Source organism: Halomarina litorea (genome assembly GCF_024227715.1).
Lineage (GTDB): Archaea > Halobacteriota > Halobacteria > Halobacteriales > Haloarculaceae > Halomarina > Halomarina litorea.
Map to the genome: position 1 here is coordinate 33,601 of NZ_CP100450.1, position 19,212 is coordinate 52,812.

Sequence of the window (19,212 nt, forward strand, 5' to 3'; positions counted from 1 at the left end):
GATGCCCCGAATCGCCAACTGGACACGGGAGAGTCGCACACCGTCGCTTGCGTATCGAAATACCGAGACTAAAGCCCGGGCCGTTCTCCATCGTGCACCGGACTCCTACCGGTACAAGTGGCGGGCAGCAATCCTCGTCGACGGCTACCCGGTCTGGTCGCGTGGCTTTGAGACGAAGGAGGTGACCACGTTACGGGATGCGCTCCGGGACAGACCACTCCCCGAGCTGAACTGCCCTGAGTGTCCGAACGACGATGTTCTCGTCGGTGAGAAGGCAGCAGACGGGCCGAAAGTCCAGCGCTGGTTCGACTGTCCCGATTGTGGCTACGAAGCTCGCTCGAAGATCGTCTACGGCGCTGAACGCTGAGGTCACAAGACGTCCACCGAGAGGGTTTTTCTGGGGCAGGAGGGGTGGCCCGAGTCACACGGGCCAGCTCCACAAATGAATCTGGACGTCATCGACCGCTACAGCGAAGCACTGTTCGAGTTCCTCTGGTGTCCCGTCTGCGGGCACGAGGTGTTCAGCCACATCCCCTTCGAGGGGGTGTTCTGCAAGAATTGCAACACGCAGGTCGAACTCCAAGAATCACATGAGGATCGTGGCTACGAGGAAGCTGTCCTCGCCTGCTTCGATACCGCCACGACCTGGAATCTCCACGTCGACGAAAAACATCGTCGCGACCTGCCTGACAGGTCGGCTCGGGTGAAGATCCTCGGTGCACCGGGTGCCTACACAGTCGATTGGTGGAGTCCCGAACCCAGCGAGGACTGGGACCCGGTCGAGCGCGGTGAGTTCGACGACATCGAAGAACCTGCTGAGGTGTCTCACCTGGCGTGAGGAGAGGGGTTTCTGTGGAAACCCTTAGATCTTGATAGATGTGGCGTGCTGAGTATAGAGGGTAAGTTCACCAGACCAACAAAACAGCGGTAGGTAGTGGCCGATATTGGTAACGAGGTGCAATGAGTGGGGTGATCCCACTACTTGACCGGCTACTCCGTCTCAGTCTGGATATCGAAGTCGTCTGGCTCGGCCGCCTTGACGGCGGGGAGCCGTCGAAGCCGCGGACGTAACAGTACGTAGACGCCTGTAAAGGCGAAGCCACTAGCGGTTAGCGCCATCGTTGTCGTTGTTCCCAACACCGCAGCGACTGCACCACCAATAAGTGACCCCAGCGGGAGCGTCGCTCCAGAAGCGGTACCCTTCGTCGCGGCGACCCGACCCAGTAGGTCGGCCGGGAACACCCGCTGGTTCAGCGTCGCCGTGAGCACGCCCGAGACACCGACGGGCACCCACGCGAGACCGAACAGGACGACTGTGAGTACTGGCGATGACACTAGGACTGCCGCGAGCCAGCAGCAGGCCCCCAGCCCGTGACCGAGGAGCAGCCTGCCGTACCGCACGTCCTCGGCCCACGGACTGACAAGCGAACCGATGAGCCGACCAATCCCGAGTGCACCCAGTAGCAGCCCATAGACTGCGGGGCCGCCGAGGCCGTCACCGAACGCTGGCAGTATCGCCAACGCCATGCCGGTCGTAAAATTCGCCACCGCAGTCATCAGTATCAGTTCGACGAACACCGTCCCGCGGAGCACCGCGATGCCATCTCGAAGGTCCGAGACGTACGAGCGTAACACCGAGCGGACGGTTGGGCCGGCTGTTTCGTCCCCCGATTCCGCGCGCTCGTCAGCCCCCGAAGTAGTTCCAATCCTGATACCGGCGAACAGCAGAGCGGCGGCAGCAAACGTGGCCGAATCAGCGAGGAACAGCGCCGTTGCGCCGAAGACGGCGAGGAAGATGCCGCCGAGTGCGTCGAACACCATGTCCAACCCGAGCGTCACAGTCGAGAGTGCCGAGTTCGCACCGGGGAGACGCTCGTCGTCAACGATACGAGGCAACAGCGCCGTCTCCATCGGTGCCATCAACAGCGACGCAAGCATCAACACCGGGGCGACGGCGAACAGGATGGTGACGCGCAGGTGGCCCGTCGCCGCCGCCAGTGGCAGGAACAGCACGACAGCGCCCTGAATCACCTGCGAGCCGACGAGGACGCGTTCGAGCGGCAGTCGGTCGACGAGCGGTCCGGCGAACACTTGTAAGAGCCACGGTAGGAGTAGTATCGCGTTCAGCGCGCCGGTGACCAGCGTCGAGCTGCTCAACTCGAAGGCGAGCCAGAGCATCGCCACCGTGTAGAGGCTGTCCCCGGCGTTGGTGACGAACTGCCCGGCGAAGAAGCGCCGGAAGTCGGCGTTGCGCCACAGTGTTCGGTCGAGGGCGCTCATCGGCGATCACCCCCGAGGGACATCGGCACAGTTCTGAGTGAACTGGCCGAGCGGTCTCTTCGCCAAGCTTTCGAGTATCGGCGCGGGCGGTCCGGTTGCGATTCGTGTGTCGGTGCGCAGTCGTGCGAGTGCTGGCGCTGGGCCAGCGACTCGGCGGATGTCGGCATGTGCGTGTGTGGTCGAGGGAAAGTGCAGCTACCGGAGAGGTAGCGAAACGAACCCGAGTGCTGCGGCTATCGGGCCCGTTGAGAAGCGGGAGGCGAAAGGGGGTCGAACACAGGACGAATCGTGGGCCTGCGGGTCATTAAACGGGTCTTCTAGGAATTTTACATGGTGTGTCAAATATGTACTGCTTTGGTGCGGAGGGGTGATTGTCACTCCCTCTGCCGACCTCATGGAAACTACGAAAGTGTTCCAATAATTGGTGTGCCTGACTTGCCCTTTCTATTCAGCACAGCCTCGACAACCCATCAGTAATTGAGGGGTTCAACAGAGCCGGATAGCTGTTAGTTGGGTAGTTTTTCACCCCCTGAGGGGTGCGGGGGTGTTCGAACGAACACCCGCGAACAAAACTATGAGTTGGACGAGCAATCCACAGCCATCTGGAGCGTCATACACTTCGGATGAGACCGGCGTCGTCTACGTCGGCTACCGACAGCGAGGCCGTGCAATCGTCGAAAAGTATCCTGGCCGCGAACCGCTGACCCCAGATCGGAGTCTCAAGCTGGCGGACCACAGTCCCTCAGGCTTCGAATGGGGATATGGTGGTAGCGGACCAGCCCAACTCGCGCTCGCCCTCCTGCTCGATTACACCGACGACGAGGAGGTCGCACTCGCGGAGTACATGGCGTTCAAGAACGAGGTGGTGAGCCAGCTGGAGTGTACAGAACCCGACGGCTGCTGGCGACTCACCGGACGCGAGATCGACGCCGCCCTTCGCGAGACAGTCGACGAACCAGTCGCACCGTCCGTCAACTAACCGTTAGAGAGCAATCCATGCCAGAACACACCCAGCAGTCCCGTACGAACGCAGAATCGACCGAGAACAGTACGCGACAGACTCCTACTGAATACGTCGAGCGAAGCGATGTCGGCGTCTCACTCGCCGTGAAGCTCACTCGCGGTACTGGCACCCGCGATCAGGACAAGATCACTGCCAATGTGAAAGCGAAAACGCTCGAAGATGCCCGCGAGGACATGGAGACGCTTCGAGAATACATCCACGACACCGCTGAGGACGCTCGCCAGATCCAACCAGGAGACGACGAGTAGCGGGCGGGTGCTGTTTTTCGTCGCCTCAGGAGGCGTGGAGGCGACCAGCAGTGAGCAACACAGGAAAGCACGACTCAGATTCGAGCGACCTAACCCCGGAACAGCGCCTCGACCCACCGAATACGCGACTTATCAACGCCGGTATCGCGACGATCAACGACATGGAAACGCTGCGAGCGTGCGTCGCCTACGAGAACGCCCACCAGCAGCGTGTCCAGATCCTTCGTCGCCTCGAAGACCGAGCCAGCGAGCTTCGGGCAGACGATACCTGACGGGACGCTCCCGGGGTGTTTGTCGGCGCCGTCACGGGTGGAGGCTCGAAATAGATGAGCGACCGACCCGAGATCGAGATTCGGCGACAGACCGCGTTTGGCGAGGATGGCCAGCTCGAAGTTACGGAAACGAGCGTCGAGACCTCGCTCGATGACTTCGGCGCAGACGTCGATCACCGCGACCGGGATACACGGCTCGATCGCCCCGAAGCCAGTGAATTCGGCGTCGACGACCGGCCCGAAGTAGACCAAGCATCCGACGGAGAGCAGTCAACCCTCTTCGCCGATACAGCCAAAGACCAGCAAACGCTCGGCGGTGAGAATGCGGCCGCCCAGTGTCTCTACGACGAGTGACCGAGGTGCCCCGCTACTCCTCCTTCGAGTACGAAGGTTCAACCGTGGCGACGACGCGGACCTCGGACGCCTCACACGTGGGTTCATAGAGAGTTTCGTTCTCCGAGAGTGAGTGTGCGTTCCAGTCGGCGCCCTGCACTTGCTCCCAGAGGATCTCACTCGTCGTCCGTTCGTATCGAAGTGCCTGTCTCTCGTCGTCGCCCTCAAAACGCTCACACTCGTGCTTGGGGGATCGATCACCTTCTACGCCTTTCGGGCCTACCGACGCACTAAATCGACCGCATTTCGGGCCCTTACCTTTGGTTTCGGTGCAGTCACTCTCGGAGCCATCCTCGCTGGCGTCGTTGATCAGCTGCTGCCTCTCGACCCAAGTCTCGCTCTCGTCGTCGAAAGTCTATTTACCACTATTGGGTTCGCGATTATCCTTTACTCGCTCTACGTCGACTGACGTTACCGACTGGCCTTTCGCATACAAATCTTCTAAGCTACAAAGTTCGAGTATTGTAGGAATTTGAGGTAGTTGTGGGCGTTAATCGTCGTCTTCGGCGAAGATACGCCGAGAGATGATCGTCCCGTCGGAGACGGTGTCGGGTTCGTCGCGGCGGACGAACCGCTTCTTCAGGACGTCGTAGCCGAACAGGCTCGCCCCAGCGATGATGAGGATGTCGCCCGGCAGGCGTGCCCAGAAGAGCCACTGAACGATGTCGCGGTTGTAGAACGCGAGTGAGCGGGCGGCGTCGTAGTTCTCCGTGAAGACGGTCTCTAGCTGGAGGAAGCCGACGGGGATGTCGCCGATGAAGACCATCCACGCGAGCCCGGCGTTCAATATCCAAAACGCGCGCTTGAGGTTCGTCGGATCCCACTTCCCGGCTTTGGTAGTGAACTGGAGGGCGTACACGGCCATCCCGAGCGCGAGGAAGCCGAATGCACCGAACATCGCGCCGTGGGCGTGACCGACCGTGAGGAACGTGCCGTGCTCGTAGTAGTTCACCAGCGGGAGGTTGATGAAGAACCCGAGGACGCCACCGCCGACGAAGTTCCAGAACCCACTGGCGATGATGAACATGAACGCCAGCCGATACGGGAAGTCCTTGCCCGCCCCCATCATCGCCCGGTACTCGTGAAGGGCTTCGTAGAGGATGAAGATCAGCGGGATGAACTCCAACGTGGAGAAGACGCTCCCGATGGGGATCCAATAATCCGCCATACCGACCCACCAGTAATGGTGGGAGACGCCGATGACGCCCGCTCCCATCACGAATAGCGCCGTGAACATGACGGCTTTCTCCGCGCTGCGACGTGTGAGGAGGTTCATCGAGACGAGGGAGATCCCGATGATTGCGACGACGAAGAACTCGAAGGCGCCCTCGACCCACATGTGGACGACCCACCAGCGCCAGAACTCCGTGACGGGCATCGTCGTCTGGGGCGTGTACAGCATGCTCGCGGAGAACAGCAGCGCGATGGACCCGCCTGCGTAGAGAATCATGTGAGCGAGTCCGTATCGCTCCTCGCGGTCGAGCAGGGGTTTGAAGCCGCGGGCGACGAGGGCCGCCCAGAAGATGAACCCGGCGAGCAGGCCGGCCTGCCAGAGCCGACCGACCTCGAGGTACTCGAGGCCCTCGTTGCCGAGAATCCACCAGAGCGCGCCGTCGATGTAGCCTTGGGCACCAAGCCAGATACCTACTAATCCGCCGCCGACGACGACGACCAGTGCCCCCAGCAAGACGTGGATGTACCGTTTCTGATTCTTCGGCTCGTGCCCGGTGAGCAGCGGCGGGAGGAAGAGGCCAATGCCGAGCCAGAGCGTCGCGATCCAGAGGATTGCGAGGTCGATATGCCAGGCTTTCGTGATAGCGAAGGGCAGGGTCGCCATCGCGTCGATACCGAGGGCCTCCGCGATGCCGTAGAACCCCTCGCGTTCGATGTAGTAGTGCGCCATCAACCCCCCGAGAAGCGTCTGGACGACGAAGAGCGCGGCCGCCACCGGGACGAAGCGAATCGCAGCGAACTGGCTCGGGAAGAGATCGATCTCGCTAGGATGGGGGACGTCGACGCCCGCCGTGTCCGGTTCCGGGAGTTCGGCAGAGTTGTACAGCCAGATGCCGGCGCCACCCCCGCCGACGAGGAGCATCATCGCGATGACGCTCCACGTCAGCGAGGACGTCGTGGGCGTGTTCCCGGCGCCGGGGTTGTACGGCCACTCGTTCGTCCACGAGACGTCGCTGTTCGGGCGGTCGATCGACGAGAACAGCGCCGTCCAGAGCGCGAAGTCCGCGAACCGACGGGCGTCCGAGCGTGTTTCGACGAACTGTTGTGGGACGCCGTGTTCGGCGGCGCCACCGTAGTACCGCTCAACGTACGCTTGCTGAACCTGTTCGTAGGCGTATGCCTCCGCGGCGGTGAGCTCGATAGTGGTCCCTAACTCACCCTCCTGGAGCTGGCGTGAGACGACAGAGTTCACGGCCGCTTGCTCCGGTTCGGGAAGTTCCGCGTACGGCGTGCCGTAGCGGTCCTGGGCGACGTACACGCGCATGTTCGACACCAACCGTTCCTGTGCGTCGGCCGTATAATCGGGGCCGAAGTACGCGCCGTTCCCGAGAATCGACCCGTGGTTCATCAGGCCGTTCTGCTGGAATACGGCCTTCCCTTCGACGATCTGTTCGTTCGTCGTGATCACCTCACCCTCGGGGCCGACGATGCGCTCCGGACGGTCGGGTGACTGCTGATACGCGAAGTACGCCCCCGTCCCCATCACGATTAAATTGAAGACGAACGCTAGGAGGAGCAACTTTGCGAGGGTCTTCCTGCGGACTTCCATGTGTCACAACCCCACACTCCCGCTACATAATCGTGGTGCTGTAAAAGAACGACTGCGAGCGCCGTGCGTCGCTTATTTCACCGCGATAGAATTCTATCACCATTCTCTTACTACGGTTTCATCGGTGGTCAGGGTGGATACTCCGACCCTAGAGGTCGGGAAGGAAGCCGACACTCTACTCCGCAAACTACGCACGATGGAAATCGATTTTCTTACTAGAGACTGATTTAGTCGTCCGTCCTCGGTCAAAGCGACATACTCACTTAGAGCAGATACCATGTCATAATATAGCTCACTGATCACCGGCGGCGTCTGCTCGGAAGCACCCGTTGTTGACATCCGGTTTCGTCGGGGGCCTGTTTGCGCTTTTGTTAGTCTCCTTGCCGTATTTCAGTCAGTTAGGTGATAGCATCGTGAACTACGCACCTAACAACACAGGAGTGCTTCTCGTTCTCGGCGGATTCTGTGGCGGGCCATCCTCTGCCGGTTACTCTAGTCACGACTCGACGCGACGAGATCACCACTTAGAGGTGCTTTTGTTGGTGGGTTGGCCGGACTACTTGCACTCCCGGTTCCCTTTTATCTCACCGAATTCGCGTCCATCCTATTTGCGGGGAATTTCTTTGAGCAGCAACTCGGTTCGGTCACCTGTATGCAAGCGCTCAGTTACGGGTTTTTCCTCTTCGTCACTCCACTGGCTCTCGGGGCAGTAGGAATCATCGTTACTCGCGGTTTCGTCGGAGCTACCACCGGTTACCTGCTTGCTCGCCGGTAAAGTAAGTCTTCAACTCTCCTGTTTGATTTGACCACCCACAGCCATAAACGGATTAGGAGCGTATTTTCGTTGTATGACAAGTGAACGAGTAACCGAGCTCCTCCAGCGGGCGTATAGTGACGAGATCGAGACCGTGATGAACTACCTGACGAACTCCATCGTCCTGGACGGAGTCAGTGCTGAGGAGGTAAAACAGAGCCTCGAGGCAGACGTTCAGGAGGAACTAAATCACGCCCAATTGTTAGGCAACCGACTCAAGCAGTTAGACGAGCGCCCGCCCGCCTCAGCCGATTTCGAAGCTCGTCAGGAGAGTCTTCAGCCGCCGGAGGACAGTACTGACGTCGTGTCGGTCATTGACGGCGTCTTGGATGCCGAAGAGGACGCCATCCAGATGTATCGTGACCTCATTACAGCCGCGACTGATGCCGATGACCCAGTCACCGAAGATCTCGCCGTCACAATTCTAAGTGACGAAGAAGCCCACCGCACGGAGTTCCGTGGCTTCAGACGCGAATACAAACAGGACTGAACGAGGTTCCGACTAGACTCACGGTCCGTGCGACGCTGTTAAATCCCAAAATTTTGATTCTCTATGGAGAGAGGGTAAGCCCATCCTCAGCCACGACCACGTCTCCATTGAATACTGACTCGGCATCTCGCCGCATCGATTCGAGATCGCGGTACGGCATGATATGTGTGAGAACAAGTGTCTGAATGCCAGCATCCTGGGCGATCTCAGCCGCGTCTGTGGCGTCACAGTGATTGGCCGTCAACGTGGACTTGTTCAAGTCCCGTTCTTCCTCCGTGTGTTGTTGCCAGACGAACTGCTCGTCCTCGTCTGGCACGCGGTCCTCGTCGATCGGGGCGGTGTTACAATCCTGAACGAGGACGTCTGCATCGGCGGCGAACTCGGCGAGCGACGGGATCTTTCGTGTGTCGCCAGAGAAGACGAACGACGAACCGGTTTCGTGTTCGGTAAACCGATACGCGTACGTCTCAATGGAGTGTGTCGAGTCCTAGCCATCCATCTGGCGACTGAAGCCCTCTGTCACGAGTTCGGTTTCGATGTTCGAGATGCCATCGGTCGGATAGATGTCTTTGCGGTACTCGATGTCTTCCGCGTAGACGTCGTATAGCGCGTCGACGAGGCGGTCGGTGCCGTCGGGTCCGTAGACGGTCAGCGATTCTCGGCCGCCCTCGGTCCAGCTCGTGAACGCGAAGTGGAATGTGGTCCTGAAGACTGGACGATGTCTACACACCAGTGTTCAAATTGGTGACCGCTGAAACCCGAATCTTGGTTGGTTGATGCCCTGCATACGCGGCACCAGTCTAGGAGCTGAGCCACGCCGATTACAGTCGCAACAAAGTACCTTTCTTCCGGCAGCGATGGACTGACTTGGTACCTTCGTTGAGGCATCTGTTACTCACTTCATCTATCTAATTTAGGGTGACAGCAAGTAGGTTTATATGCGTGTGAACACGACACACAAGGTGTCGGCAGAGGAGGCTCCTCTCAACCAACGGTATCCCTGCAATACGTCTCGATCCGGAACTCGACGTACTGCCTCTGTCAAAACATCCTCCCTGCCGACTCGCTGGGGTCAGAAACTAGATTGCCGAGCAAGTGATCAGTGTGAGACAATTAAAACGTATCTTAATAGAACTGCCGAGACTACCAAATCAGTCAAATAGAATATATTTTTGGATGATGGCGCCCCTATCGAGAATGACAGTGCAAAACCGCCTCTGCTCCTCCGGCCTCATGCAGTGGTTTGCAGAAGTGGACGATACAGAGACGGGCACTGAAGGCAAACTCAGGATAGGCTACGATGACTGTGCCTGCGCCTGAGCTTAGGCATTCCGGGTCCTGCCCATGGGATTACCCATAGGCAGGTTCTCTACGCCTTACAACATGATAACATAGCGTGAGTGAAATGATAACAGAGTCGATGGGAAGAGACCAGTCCTGACAGTCGGATCCGAGTGACGAAGACACACTCTGGTCTATAAGCTGCATCAGTTCCTCCTGTGCTGGACGAAGCGAGGTTTGTTCCGACCGAGATTGGTCGGTGATTGTGTGGCTTAGTGCTCAAAGCCGCACCCCACGTCTTTTAGTATAGAATCCATTATAACATTTTAACCGATATATTGAATATCGAATATCACCTGTATTTGGTAATGCCGTCTCAGTCTAATAAGAGGTCAATCCGGATCACGGAGGAGTGTAGCGCCTGTGAGAGGAGTACTTCTCATCTCGTTTCATTGGCGTTCGTCAAAGAAGGCAGCCGACGGCCAGGGTTCTCGAAGAAGCCAGTCCGAATAACCGAGTGTACGAGTTGTGGACGAACGGAGCGTGATTTCCAAACTCGAGGTCGGCCCACTGAGATAGTCAAGAACGGAAAGAAGCCTGAAGGCTGAAAGTCCGGTCTGACTTAGATCTGCTGTAAATAGTGAAGACATTCTTGAACGAACGCACGGTCACATGCTGGGAGCTGGTCGAACCCTTCAGTCTCAATCGCGTGTTCAAGCGCGCACATCGCTTCTGAAATCTCGTCCCCAATGGTTCGGTGATTCATTAAAAGAAAGATTTCTTCACTGAAAGATAAGTGTGTGCCAACCACTTGGTTACCGGCATCGATTTCCAAGCAAAGAGATAATTCCCGCCAACAATATTTCACAACTCTATCGAGGACGATCCGCTTGACTTGGCTTCAGCACCAATTCGTCAGGATGAACTTCGATTGTGAGCCCACAGTAACAAAATGAGAGCGACAGATCGCTTGCTGCTGAAGCAGCTTCGGCAGCGAACAGCTCATCCATTCCATCGACGTTGATGGCGGTATAGAGTAATTCTGGGAGTTCAGTCTGATCCCTCCCTAAGTAGTCTGCGACGGCTTCTACGATAGCAACTGACGGTTGGTCCGGCTGTGTTTCATATGTGTACACCACAGCACCGGTGGTATCGTTATTCTGCTCCATTCCTCTTTCACTCATGGCTGTTTCTATTTTGTTAATGCTCCAGCAAGTTGTATATTTCCCCCACCATGGAAAAATATACAAATGGGCTCTATGAACGACGTTCATCTGATGAGGGAAGACGATTCCAACGACCTGTCGACAGATGAAGTGTTCATTGCTGTAGCTGCCGAACACCGTCGTGCAGTCATCGATGTTCTTCTAAGTGACCCTGCAGAGTACAGCCTGGAGAAAATGGCCCGTGAGGTCGCTACTCGTACAAACGGTACTTCACCGACAGAAGTTGACGAAGAAACGCTTCAGAGGATCCAAGTGAGGCTTCTCCACCACCATCTTCCCCATCTTGACGACCAGAACATCCTTCAATTCGATGTGGAAGCGGGTACAATCGAACCGGATGAGAATGTCGATGAGATTGACCCGCTTCTGTAGGTAAGCGAGGAGAGTAGAAGTGAGAAGAATGGCCATATGAACGCGCTCTCAGTATAGGAGTTGAGTCACGATCTACGGTTAGAACAAACCGTTTGTTCCAGTCGAGACTGACCCGACTCCGTTCTTAGACTCGTATCGCAAATCTCTCACTCCATCTTCGCTATGGCCAGTCGTCTGGCAATTCGTCGTGGTGTTCCTCCATCAATCGAAGGAGCGGTGCGATGTCGTCGAAGTTTGGTCCACGCCGAATCGTCTGCGTGTCGGGGTCCCATTCGATATAGCCTTTGTCGGCTAATTTCGGGAGATGGGCATGACGGAGCGATATTTTCAATCGTCTGCCATTATCATCGTCTAACTCATCTAGTGTGAACTCGTCTTCATGGCGGGGGTTGTGGTCTGACACTGCCAACAGGATACGGCGGCGGTGGGAATTACTCAGCATATCGAGCATGGTGTCGAGCGACGCCGAATCGGTGGTCAGTGACATGATTGGGTTTTTCATAGTGCGGAACACTCCGTGTTATTGATGCGTTCCGCGTGACGACCACACGAAGAGAATGAGGGGAGCTCCCCTGCACGTCCGGTATATCCCGGTTCAAGTGGCCCTTTATCATCAGGGACAAACGCACAGTCTGTGATTCCGTACTTTAATAGAAGTTTCCCAAACTTATATAGATGATGACTAGTAGTTAACCTCAAACAATACGGGAACTTGGAGGCTAAACAAAACACTCTCAATCTAGGAACTGAGCCAGTTCAACTCTACTGTCACCTACTCAATTGGCCCTTGATGTCCCACTCGTTGAGGTCACGGACGATCGCTGTGAACAGCTGATCGCCGTTTCGTTCGAACTCACCGAACGTGACCCCGAGGGGTATCTCGTGACCGTCGGCGTGGAGGCCGGGCAGTTCAATCCAGTCCCAACTGACGTGGCGTGTCCTCTCTTGACGATAGCGCCTGATCCCATCCAGATGACTCTCATGGTACCGTTCAGGCATCACCATCAACAGCGACTCCCCCACTAACTCGTTCTGTTCGTATCCGAACACCTGTTCGACGGTCGGCGTGGCGTGGCAGATGACGCTGTCCTCAGAGATCGTGAGAAAGGCGAATCCAAAGGTTTCAGCGAGCGACTGTAATTGGGTGAGAGTTTCCTGTAGCTGGTGTTGAGTCTTGGCCTGTTCGATCACATTGATCGTTCGGTTCGCGAGTAGATCGTACTGTTCGATACCACTCCTTTTCTGTAGATAATCACTTACTCCCCGAGAGATCGCTTCGCTGGCAATGTCTTCGCTCCCCATACCCGTGAAGAGGATGAACGGAAGGTCGGGAGATTGAGCACGGACTTCATCAAGGAATTCCAACCCATTCATTCCGGGCATGTCGTAATCGCTGATGATGGCATCGAAGTCTTCATCCTCTAATCGGTCAAGAGCGTCTGTGACCCTCGTTTCGGTAACCGTAGTTTGTATATCAGTCAGTTCCTCCAAAAACTGAGCAGTCATACTACAGATATTCGGACTATCGTCTACAATCAGTACTCGATACGTGCCGGGACGAGAGACGAGTGAATAGCCACCATCAACCATCAAATGCCCTATTCCCTCGACAGTATATTTGAATTGTCATGAATGTCGTTTAGATGTGGTATATTCTGGCCGGATATTCTGTATCGACGGAGAATGTGTGAACCGAGTACTAGAATACTCGTCATCTGTTCACGGTTATCGCTCTACTTAACTGGATAACCGACGCGAAAAGTCCGAACTCCTCCATTCATCGTATAGCACGCTCTTGAGACGAGTATACAGAATACTCTTGTAGAAGAGTTTTAGTGTTCCAGTGACTTTCAGTCTTGTTTGCAAATTGGAGCGCTCACAAAACGAGACGGTGTCGAGGTGGTATGTGAAGAATGTCGATTTAAGCAGGTGGTGGGGACGAAGGACGACGTACTCGCTGCGGAAATCATCGTTAGTCACGGAACGGCCACTGGTCATAAATTGACTCTCTCACAACTTGACGAGTAGCGGACCTATTCGCCGAGCTATCTGATGTTCACCGCTAATTTTTTGATAACTGAATGGTAACCCGGATCATGGATTCGCTCGAAAACCCGTCGACACGGACCGCACTCCGAGTTTTTGGGCTGTATCAATTGTTCATCGGCATGGTTACCTCACTGACTGTTATCGGGATGATTATCGGAGTCCCGCTCATTTTGCTTGGGAGTTTACTGATCGTGGTATCTATTTTTGCATCGGATGAGGTGCCATCCCAGACGTTCTCGGAAAACCCGAGTCAATTTCACTCCGGTAGTAAGTACATCCGCTAACCGCTTGTAGGGGGTTGTACGTTCGCTCCGGGTCTAAATCACCGACACCCAAATGATGGATTCATGCTCTATCTATAGGGTCTGTGTTACCCCGGATGACGCTGAAAGAAAGTCGCGCATCAGACCTATACTCAGAGATTATGATAGTGTACAAAAGACGCCCCCGCTGAGCTAGGGGCGTCGGCTCACCGGAACGCCCTGATGCAATTCAACCGTCTGGTGTTTCCCCCTTCCCCGGGAACCAGAACGATGAATTGCAAATGTATTAGGAGCTAAGTCAAATAAAAATAATGGTGGACTATTGTATTATTTACTCTACACTCAATGTAGTCCAGAATAGTCGGCACCTCTATCGCTACTTCCAATGCCGAAGCTGTCGACGGTTGCATTGACGCTGACGCTCGTCGTCGTCGTCTTCAGCGCCAACTCTTGGGATGTCGGCTCACACTTGGATAATCCGTCACTTCTCCACTATCGCCGCTGTTCCCCGATTAGTTCTGGACGACCGTAAGGAAGTGAACTGCCTCTTGGAGAAAGGTTTGATCCTGTGCTGGGAGCTGGCCGTAGGTGTGGCGTCGATAGCGTGTTTGAGTAGGTGTCGCTAACGGAACAGTTAGTACACCTATCTGTCCGAAGCGAATCTCTATCCGGCCGGTATGCGAGAACTCGCCTCAAAGGATATTGTAGTATCCGATGAAACCTATTAGCGAGAGATGCACACGACCGAAGAACTGGACAGTACGAGTTTCGAATATCGATCCGATGGGGAGGTGGTCTCCCGAGAAGCAGTAATGCCGCAAATAACGTCATGTGACCGCTTGGCCTCGTAATGGGAGCCGGTATCGAGGGTCTCGGCGCAGGCAACTTCGTCCTCTCGTGCGTCACTGCCTTCTACAATTACCTTAGTAAGACGCGTGAGAAGGATTTCTTCGAGTATCCTGACTACTACACGTTCCAAACGACCATCAGGCCGGCGGATTACCGAATGCTCGATATCTATCCGGACCACAAAAACATCACCGTTGAAGCCGAAGCTGAACGCCTCTTGCGAGCGATCAACGACCGAGGAATATCTATTCTGTTAGTTCCGGATGTGTCGCCTACATCACCCAATATTGATGATATCACGCTACAAAGTGCACAACGTCGAATTGAGCACTGTTACGTATATTCACCGGACGGCTGTCTGGACGAGGCGGAGTTTTCAATTAGTCAGCCACGTCATCCGACAGAAGGATGGTATGAAGCAACCGTCGAGTCGGTAGGCACAGAGTCCGAAACGAGCATTCCATCATTCGGGCCGAATGACGACTGGGTGGTCCAACAGTTCCGAACCGTCTCTCTTCAAGAGGCACTCGCACGTCTCCCGGTCAATTGATATTCTCCTCGCTGTCGAACTCTGTCACTCCGAGCCGACTCTTACCTTCAAGGATGGCCTTCTCGCGCCAGTCAACCCGCTGCTCGGTCATGTGGGTTGTGGTACTCGCGCTGCCGCTGCTCGTCCCGATGATTCTCGCCGAGGAACTTCTTGAGCAGCAGACACCATCGAACGTGTTAACCTTCGACTCCGAGAGGTACACGCTCTATCTCTAGGAGCTGAGTCAGTACGAGCCCTGCTGAAAGAAATCCCCTTTGTTCCGACCGAGATCGACGCAACGCAGCTCCAGAAGACGTGCCGCGAGTCTCTCAAGGTCCTTCTTCTCCACCGTGAGTTGTGAGTGAGCGAGTAAAATAGTCGCGTGCTTATTCGCCTCGGCCCCGAGTATCTCTTCGAGTGCAAGCCCCTTGCTATGGGTTCACCCTTTCGACTCTTACCCTGAGCCGGCAAGAGGTGCCGACTAAGGCTACTGTGTAGGAGGTTTCGCCCCCCGAACGGGGACGGGTCCATCCATACCACTGGTTACTACACTCCATGAGGAGATACTATGACAATCACGCGCTCACCGCAGACGAAGAAAGAGCTTCAGGCCGAGCTAGCGGTGCTCGTCCGCGAGGCCGAATCGAACGGCGTAAACGTTGAAGGAGGATACGAGCTTGACTCCACGACCGGCGCACACATCTGGGGTCTGGAGTTCTTCCCGGTCATCAAACGAGAACAGGGTTCCAGAGGACGTGCCTGAGGAGGACCTGCCCTCCGCTGACGAGGAGGTCGCTCGACTCCGGCTCGTCTTCCGCCGTACGGACCTCTCTACGTTCGTCGAACGTGGATTTCTGGTGAGGGACCGCGACGAGAACGGTGTGCGGAGAGGTCCTCGGTTCCACGCTCTCACCACACTATCGGAGTCACCGGACGACCACGATAGGGAACTCCCTGATGACATGCTCTGAAACGAACCTTGAACAAGAGACACGCTCCGTCTCTAGGAGCTGACTCACTCCGAACAACGTTGGAGGAAACATTCCCTATTCCGAGCGAGTTTGACGGGGCTCAACTATCGATCTCGTGTTGCATCTGTCCCATTCAGTCACTACCCCCTCGTGTTGAACTCGATGGATTTCGATTTCACCGTAACTTCGACCCCCTTGTGGCTGCCGGGGGTATCCCCCACAAATCGATACTCCGCAGTTCGCTCATCCGAGACGGTAATGATAATGAGACACTCCGAGCCCATCGCATCAATCGTCGTGTAGTGGAGTGTCTTCCCGGATTCGAGAGGGATTGTCTCGCTGAACGTCGGCTCGGATTTCTCTGTTGGCTGGACCGACACCGCTATTTCGTGGGAACGGGCCGTTTTGTTGGCGATACTCAAATCCAGCACATCACCTGACGCGCGTTCTGACGAATGGGGGAGGACCCTGAGACATCCACTGAGCGGAAGGACAGTAGAAACAGCGAGGAGGACCAGTCGGCGGTTCACGCGTAAGGTGAACGTTTTCAATACAAGTATTTTCGGGTGAATTACCCGGTAGATTCACGCTCTGTCTCTAGCAGCTGAATCACTCCGAACCACGCTGAAAGGAACTCCGGTTCTTGCAGCCAGAGATTTCGTGAGTCAGCTCCTAGAGAGGTGCCGCGAGTCTCTCAGCAGAAAGCATTTAGCAGCATGCAAATGTTGAATGGTATGCATCGTCGTGCCCTCCTCATCGCTGCGAGTGCAATTTCTACTGGATGCCTCGGAACCTCGACTGAGGACAGTCGCTCTTCAGCGACACAGACCACTTCTTCGGGTTCTGCCACGACCTCTGGAACTCACTCAGCCACCTCTACGAGTACCGCTGAGTCGCATGACAAGGTGACGCTGAAGCGACCTGACTCCTCCACGAATAACCGCCCATCTTCTCCCCTCTACTTTTCTGAAGTCCTGCCTAATCCACAGGGATCTGACACAGAAAATTTGAACGATGAAACGGTGCTTATCGAAACAACCACGGATTCACCAATCGACCTGTCAGGATATACCGTTACCTATGGCAACGACCGGGAGTACTCTTTCCCGAGGTTTCTTTCCGACATTACCCCCGGAACCAACATCACGATTCACAGCGGAAAGGGGAACAACAGTAAGAGTTCATCAGAACCACCGGACTACGACCTCTTCGTTGGGAGCAAGCGTCCTTTGTTGAGGAATACCGGGATGCAACTCGTACTGAAATCCCCGGACGGAGATGTCATCGACAGCATTCAGTATCCAGAACTCGGCCCCCGCGAGGGCTATTACAGACCAGAGTAGGTGCAGAGTCAACGCACCGATTGTATTTGGATGACTTCTACTAGAAGCACGCTCTGAGTCTAGGAGCTGAGTCACTCCGAATGACGACGGAAGAAAGCGATTTCACTCAACCCGATTATCGAGTGACGCAGCTCAGAGACCTACGCCGTGTTATCGATATTTGCTGGGAGAACGCGCGGCATCGTGATCCGAGGGGTCAGTTGGCCCCGTCGGATCCCTTCAGTGCTTGAAGCGCCAGAAGGATAAAGAACGCTCCACACGCCCGTAGACCGGGAAGATACCGCTTCTTCCACTCGAAGGGGGCCGATCCCTCGTACGCAACTCTGTTTCCGATTTCGACGTACTGTCTCGGAAAAAGAAGCAAGGTGATGCCCACCGGTCGTGTTTAGTTAAGCGTGAAAAGTGAGGCGGTGTGATTTCTTGGTGGTCTATGCCAGAAATCAGCCGCCTCGTCGGTCGTAGTGACTGGATCGACATGGAGTTTGTGGCACGAGAGCGGACACCCGAGCCCGCGATGAAGCTCGGTATTCAATCGCATCTTGCGGGCCTCTCGCTGTCGAATACCGTCTCGTTGCTCGAAAGCCTGGGTGTCGACCGTTCTCGGAAAGCGGTTCATGACTGGGTTCAGAAGGCCGATCTACAGCCAACAGACGAGAAAAGCCCGAATCACGTCGCGGTCGACGAAACAGTGATTCGGATCAATTCTCAGCAATACTGGCTGTACGCTGCCTGTGACCCCGAAACAAACCAGTTACTCCACGTCCGGCTCTTTCCAACCACGACGACTTCAGCGACACAGATTTTCCTCGCTGAATTGCGCGAGAAACACTCCGTCGAATCTGCCGTGTTTCTGGTCGACGGTGCTCAGCACCTCCAAACTGCGCTTTCCCGAGCTGGGCTCCGATTTCATCCTGAACGACATGGAAATCGGAATAGCATCGAACGGATTTTCCGCGAGCTGAAACGTCGAACGTCGTCGTTCTCGAACTGCTTCAACCACGTGTTCCCTGAAACCGCTGAAAACTGGCTCCAAGCGTTCGCTACCTGGCTCAATGCTCCAAACTAAACACGACCGTCTTATTGCGCTTCTCGGTGGTGTCATCGTTATTGCCGCGTTTGGATGGCGAAGGTTGCGCTAAATACGCACAGCTACCATACGGCTGTTTCAGAGAGAACTATGTCGGATTAATAGGATTTCAACAGAGCCATACCGCTACAAGTGGCGTAGCGCAATCCTCGTCGACGGCTACCCAGTCTGCCATCGGTAACCTTTCGAGTGTAGTAACAGTCAATCGACGGCGGAATCCCGAGAGTTGGGAATCCGCCAAAGTGGTCTATCACTAGGTACCAATGTGCAAGTATGAAGCGCCGACGGGTCCTGAAGGCAGCTGGAGTCGTTGCAACTGCTGGTCTAACCGGTCTCGCTGGCTGCAGTAGTTCGAATCCTAATGGAGGCGAGGATACGGATTCACCATCGAACGGGTCCACGAACACAATCCTGATGGTCACAGAAGGAAGTGACTACTACTTCGATCCAATCGGGCTTTTCGTCGAGTCCGGCAGAACGGTCACGTTCAAGATCGATAGCGGAAGCCACTCTGCAACTGCATATAAAGAAGGGACGGGTCAGGCATCAGTCACCCGCATCCCCAAAGGTGCTAAGACGTGGGACAGTGGGATTCTCAGCGAGCAGGGCGCAACCTTCGAGCATACGTTCAAGACCACAGGAACGTACGACTACTTTTGTACGCCCCACAAGAGCCTCGACATGGTCGGACGAATTGTTGTCGGCGAGCCCGGCGGGCCCGCTGAAGGTAGTATGCCGCCCGATGGAGACGTCCCAGAGAGTCAAACGATTGTTGACCAAGGCGCAGTTTCGTACAGCAGCTTTTCCGGGTGAGTACCTGCTCTCACCCGCTAGGTGATAGATTTTAAGAAGACTCCCGCCATTTCCTAATACCACGAAACTTCGTTGCCTTCTTGTAAACTACATTGGCGCATTCCCAACGGATGGGAATCCGCCACG

27 protein-coding genes are annotated in these 19,212 nt (G+C 55.6%); 19 read left to right on the plus strand and 8 right to left on the minus strand.

Annotation, left to right across the window (positions count from 1 at the left end):
- The first annotated feature begins 1 nt into the window (after nt 1).
- Nucleotides 2–367 carry a DUF7568 family protein gene (locus NKG96_RS19120; RefSeq protein ID WP_254538649.1) on the plus strand — a complete coding sequence of 122 codons (366 nt, stop codon included), beginning with the start codon at nt 2–4 and terminating at the stop codon, nt 365–367.
- Between the two features lie 75 nt (nt 368–442).
- Nucleotides 443–838, plus strand: coding sequence for a DUF7567 family protein (locus tag NKG96_RS19125; RefSeq protein WP_254538650.1), 396 nt, complete (start codon nt 443–445; stop codon nt 836–838).
- Between the two features lie 152 nt (nt 839–990).
- Here NKG96_RS19125 and NKG96_RS19130 read toward each other — a convergent pair whose 3' ends face one another.
- Entirely contained in the window at nt 991–2,280 is a 1,290-nt protein-coding gene (locus NKG96_RS19130) for an MFS transporter (RefSeq protein ID WP_254538651.1), read from the minus strand.
- 574 nt (nt 2,281–2,854) lie between these two features.
- On the opposite strand from NKG96_RS19130, the gene NKG96_RS19135 reads away from it, so the two are divergent.
- The 5 genes from NKG96_RS19135 to NKG96_RS19155 all read left to right on the plus strand — a co-directional run bounded on the left by NKG96_RS19135 (nt 2,855) and on the right by NKG96_RS19155 (nt 4,626).
- Entirely contained in the window at nt 2,855–3,259 is a 405-nt protein-coding gene (locus NKG96_RS19135) for a DUF6166 domain-containing protein (RefSeq protein ID WP_254538652.1), read from the plus strand.
- 17 nt (nt 3,260–3,276) lie between these two features.
- Nucleotides 3,277–3,552: a DUF7389 domain-containing protein gene (locus NKG96_RS19140; RefSeq protein ID WP_254538653.1), complete on the plus strand. Its 276-nt coding sequence runs from the start codon at nt 3,277–3,279 to the stop codon at nt 3,550–3,552.
- 50 nt (nt 3,553–3,602) lie between these two features.
- Entirely contained in the window at nt 3,603–3,824 is a 222-nt protein-coding gene (locus tag NKG96_RS19145) for a DUF8129 domain-containing protein (RefSeq protein ID WP_254538654.1), read from the plus strand.
- Between the two features lie 54 nt (nt 3,825–3,878).
- Nucleotides 3,879–4,178 carry a hypothetical protein gene (locus NKG96_RS19150; protein WP_254538655.1) on the plus strand — a complete coding sequence of 100 codons (300 nt, stop codon included), beginning with the start codon at nt 3,879–3,881 and terminating at the stop codon, nt 4,176–4,178.
- 184 nt (nt 4,179–4,362) lie between these two features.
- Complete coding sequence (locus tag NKG96_RS19155) at nt 4,363–4,626, plus strand: DUF7521 family protein (RefSeq protein ID WP_254538680.1); 264 nt, start codon at nt 4,363–4,365, stop codon at nt 4,624–4,626.
- An 81-nt stretch (nt 4,627–4,707) separates the two neighbouring features.
- Here NKG96_RS19155 and NKG96_RS19160 read toward each other — a convergent pair whose 3' ends face one another.
- Nucleotides 4,708–6,999 (minus strand): nitric-oxide reductase large subunit, encoded by a 2,292-nt coding sequence (locus tag NKG96_RS19160; protein ID WP_254538656.1) that lies wholly within the window; start codon nt 6,997–6,999, stop codon nt 4,708–4,710.
- 848 nt (nt 7,000–7,847) lie between these two features.
- On the opposite strand from NKG96_RS19160, the gene NKG96_RS19165 reads away from it, so the two are divergent.
- Nucleotides 7,848–8,303 (plus strand): ferritin-like domain-containing protein, encoded by a 456-nt coding sequence (locus NKG96_RS19165; protein WP_006667206.1) that lies wholly within the window; start codon nt 7,848–7,850, stop codon nt 8,301–8,303.
- A 61-nt stretch (nt 8,304–8,364) separates the two neighbouring features.
- Here NKG96_RS19165 and NKG96_RS19170 read toward each other — a convergent pair whose 3' ends face one another.
- Both NKG96_RS19170 and NKG96_RS19175 read right to left on the minus strand, forming a co-directional pair.
- Nucleotides 8,365–8,775, minus strand: a complete 411-nt coding sequence (locus tag NKG96_RS19170; RefSeq protein ID WP_254538681.1) for an MBL fold metallo-hydrolase — start codon at nt 8,773–8,775, stop codon at nt 8,365–8,367.
- Between the two features lie 15 nt (nt 8,776–8,790).
- A complete protein-coding gene (locus NKG96_RS19175) occupies nt 8,791–9,033 on the minus strand; it encodes an MBL fold metallo-hydrolase (protein WP_254538657.1) in 243 nt (80 codons plus the stop codon).
- A gap of 919 nt (nt 9,034–9,952) precedes the next feature.
- On the opposite strand from NKG96_RS19175, the gene NKG96_RS21220 reads away from it, so the two are divergent.
- Entirely contained in the window at nt 9,953–10,192 is a 240-nt protein-coding gene (locus NKG96_RS21220; RefSeq protein ID WP_438267443.1) for a DUF7835 family putative zinc beta-ribbon protein, read from the plus strand.
- Nucleotides 10,193–10,456: 264 nt separating this feature from the next.
- On the opposite strand, the gene NKG96_RS19180 is transcribed toward NKG96_RS21220, so the two are convergent.
- On the minus strand, nt 10,457–10,858 hold the full coding sequence (locus NKG96_RS19180; protein WP_254538658.1) for a HalOD1 output domain-containing protein: 402 nt from the start codon (nt 10,856–10,858) through the stop codon (nt 10,457–10,459).
- 3 nt (nt 10,859–10,861) lie between these two features.
- Here NKG96_RS19180 and NKG96_RS19185 point away from each other — a divergent pair, with 3 nt between their 5' ends.
- Nucleotides 10,862–11,182 (plus strand): DUF7344 domain-containing protein, encoded by a 321-nt coding sequence (locus NKG96_RS19185; RefSeq protein WP_254538659.1) that lies wholly within the window; start codon nt 10,862–10,864, stop codon nt 11,180–11,182.
- A gap of 160 nt (nt 11,183–11,342) precedes the next feature.
- On the opposite strand, the gene NKG96_RS19190 is transcribed toward NKG96_RS19185, so the two are convergent.
- The gene (locus NKG96_RS19190; RefSeq protein WP_254538660.1) at nt 11,343–11,684 is read right to left on the minus strand and encodes a DUF7344 domain-containing protein; all 342 of its coding nucleotides are present in this window, start codon (nt 11,682–11,684) and stop codon (nt 11,343–11,345) included.
- A gap of 266 nt (nt 11,685–11,950) precedes the next feature.
- Complete coding sequence (locus tag NKG96_RS19195; RefSeq protein ID WP_256558125.1) at nt 11,951–12,772, minus strand: response regulator; 822 nt, start codon at nt 12,770–12,772, stop codon at nt 11,951–11,953.
- A 506-nt stretch (nt 12,773–13,278) separates the two neighbouring features.
- On the opposite strand from NKG96_RS19195, the gene NKG96_RS21120 reads away from it, so the two are divergent.
- From NKG96_RS21120 to NKG96_RS19215, 5 genes are all read left to right on the plus strand, one after another.
- Nucleotides 13,279–13,515: a DUF5362 family protein gene (locus tag NKG96_RS21120; RefSeq protein ID WP_368409337.1), complete on the plus strand. Its 237-nt coding sequence runs from the start codon at nt 13,279–13,281 to the stop codon at nt 13,513–13,515.
- Between the two features lie 829 nt (nt 13,516–14,344).
- On the plus strand, nt 14,345–14,893 hold the full coding sequence (locus NKG96_RS19200) for a hypothetical protein (RefSeq protein ID WP_254538662.1): 549 nt from the start codon (nt 14,345–14,347) through the stop codon (nt 14,891–14,893).
- Nucleotides 14,894–14,946: 53 nt separating this feature from the next.
- Nucleotides 14,947–15,108, plus strand: coding sequence for a hypothetical protein (locus NKG96_RS19205; RefSeq protein WP_254538663.1), 162 nt, complete (start codon nt 14,947–14,949; stop codon nt 15,106–15,108).
- 332 nt (nt 15,109–15,440) lie between these two features.
- Entirely contained in the window at nt 15,441–15,635 is a 195-nt protein-coding gene (locus NKG96_RS19210) for a hypothetical protein (protein ID WP_254538664.1), read from the plus strand.
- Entirely contained in the window at nt 15,628–15,843 is a 216-nt protein-coding gene (locus NKG96_RS19215; RefSeq protein WP_254538665.1) for a hypothetical protein, read from the plus strand. The genes NKG96_RS19210 and NKG96_RS19215 overlap by 8 nt, the downstream gene beginning before the upstream one ends.
- Nucleotides 15,844–15,983: 140 nt before the next feature.
- On the opposite strand, the gene NKG96_RS19220 is transcribed toward NKG96_RS19215, so the two are convergent.
- Nucleotides 15,984–16,373 carry a hypothetical protein gene (locus NKG96_RS19220; RefSeq protein ID WP_254538666.1) on the minus strand — a complete coding sequence of 130 codons (390 nt, stop codon included), beginning with the start codon at nt 16,371–16,373 and terminating at the stop codon, nt 15,984–15,986.
- Nucleotides 16,374–16,748: 375 nt separating this feature from the next.
- On the opposite strand from NKG96_RS19220, the gene NKG96_RS19225 reads away from it, so the two are divergent.
- The 4 genes from NKG96_RS19225 (at nt 16,749) to NKG96_RS19235 (ending at nt 19,086) form a co-directional block, all read left to right on the plus strand.
- Entirely contained in the window at nt 16,749–17,186 is a 438-nt protein-coding gene (locus NKG96_RS19225) for a lamin tail domain-containing protein (RefSeq protein WP_254538667.1), read from the plus strand.
- A 430-nt stretch (nt 17,187–17,616) separates the two neighbouring features.
- Entirely contained in the window at nt 17,617–18,252 is a 636-nt protein-coding gene (locus NKG96_RS19230) for an IS6 family transposase (RefSeq protein ID WP_254538668.1), read from the plus strand.
- Between the two features lie 127 nt (nt 18,253–18,379).
- The gene (locus tag NKG96_RS21225) at nt 18,380–18,454 is read left to right on the plus strand and encodes a DUF7568 family protein (RefSeq protein WP_438267444.1); all 75 of its coding nucleotides are present in this window, start codon (nt 18,380–18,382) and stop codon (nt 18,452–18,454) included.
- Nucleotides 18,455–18,687: 233 nt separating this feature from the next.
- On the plus strand, nt 18,688–19,086 hold the full coding sequence (locus tag NKG96_RS19235) for a plastocyanin/azurin family copper-binding protein (RefSeq protein WP_254538669.1): 399 nt from the start codon (nt 18,688–18,690) through the stop codon (nt 19,084–19,086).
- Nucleotides 19,087–19,212: the final 126 nt, after the last annotated feature.

Bases quoted from the DNA above. Each gene is read 5' to 3' on its own strand.
- NKG96_RS19120 (WP_254538649.1), top strand. From the start codon at position 2: ATGCCCCGAATCGCCAACTGGACACGGGAGAGTCGCACACCGTCGCTT.
- NKG96_RS19125 (WP_254538650.1), top strand. From the start codon at position 443: ATGAATCTGGACGTCATCGACCGCTACAGCGAAGCACTGTTCGAGTTC.
- NKG96_RS19130 (WP_254538651.1), bottom strand. From the start codon at position 2,280: ATGAGCGCCCTCGACCGAACACTGTGGCGCAACGCCGACTTCCGGCGC.
- NKG96_RS19135 (WP_254538652.1), top strand. From the start codon at position 2,855: ATGAGTTGGACGAGCAATCCACAGCCATCTGGAGCGTCATACACTTCG.
- NKG96_RS19140 (WP_254538653.1), top strand. From the start codon at position 3,277: ATGCCAGAACACACCCAGCAGTCCCGTACGAACGCAGAATCGACCGAG.
- NKG96_RS19150 (WP_254538655.1), top strand. From the start codon at position 3,879: ATGAGCGACCGACCCGAGATCGAGATTCGGCGACAGACCGCGTTTGGC.
- NKG96_RS19160 (WP_254538656.1), bottom strand. From the start codon at position 6,999: ATGGAAGTCCGCAGGAAGACCCTCGCAAAGTTGCTCCTCCTAGCGTTC.
- NKG96_RS19165 (WP_006667206.1), top strand. From the start codon at position 7,848: ATGACAAGTGAACGAGTAACCGAGCTCCTCCAGCGGGCGTATAGTGAC.
- NKG96_RS21220 (WP_438267443.1), top strand. From the start codon at position 9,953: ATGCCGTCTCAGTCTAATAAGAGGTCAATCCGGATCACGGAGGAGTGT.
- NKG96_RS19180 (WP_254538658.1), bottom strand. From the start codon at position 10,858: ATGAACGTCGTTCATAGAGCCCATTTGTATATTTTTCCATGGTGGGGG.
- NKG96_RS19185 (WP_254538659.1), top strand. From the start codon at position 10,862: ATGAGGGAAGACGATTCCAACGACCTGTCGACAGATGAAGTGTTCATT.
- NKG96_RS19190 (WP_254538660.1), bottom strand. From the start codon at position 11,684: ATGAAAAACCCAATCATGTCACTGACCACCGATTCGGCGTCGCTCGAC.
- NKG96_RS19195 (WP_256558125.1), bottom strand. From the start codon at position 12,772: ATGGTTGATGGTGGCTATTCACTCGTCTCTCGTCCCGGCACGTATCGA.
- NKG96_RS21120 (WP_368409337.1), top strand. From the start codon at position 13,279: ATGGATTCGCTCGAAAACCCGTCGACACGGACCGCACTCCGAGTTTTT.
- NKG96_RS19200 (WP_254538662.1), top strand. From the start codon at position 14,345: ATGGGAGCCGGTATCGAGGGTCTCGGCGCAGGCAACTTCGTCCTCTCG.
- NKG96_RS19205 (WP_254538663.1), top strand. From the start codon at position 14,947: ATGGCCTTCTCGCGCCAGTCAACCCGCTGCTCGGTCATGTGGGTTGTG.
- NKG96_RS19210 (WP_254538664.1), top strand. From the start codon at position 15,441: ATGACAATCACGCGCTCACCGCAGACGAAGAAAGAGCTTCAGGCCGAG.
- NKG96_RS19230 (WP_254538668.1), top strand. From the start codon at position 17,617: ATGCCAGAAATCAGCCGCCTCGTCGGTCGTAGTGACTGGATCGACATG.
- NKG96_RS19235 (WP_254538669.1), top strand. From the start codon at position 18,688: ATGGTCACAGAAGGAAGTGACTACTACTTCGATCCAATCGGGCTTTTC.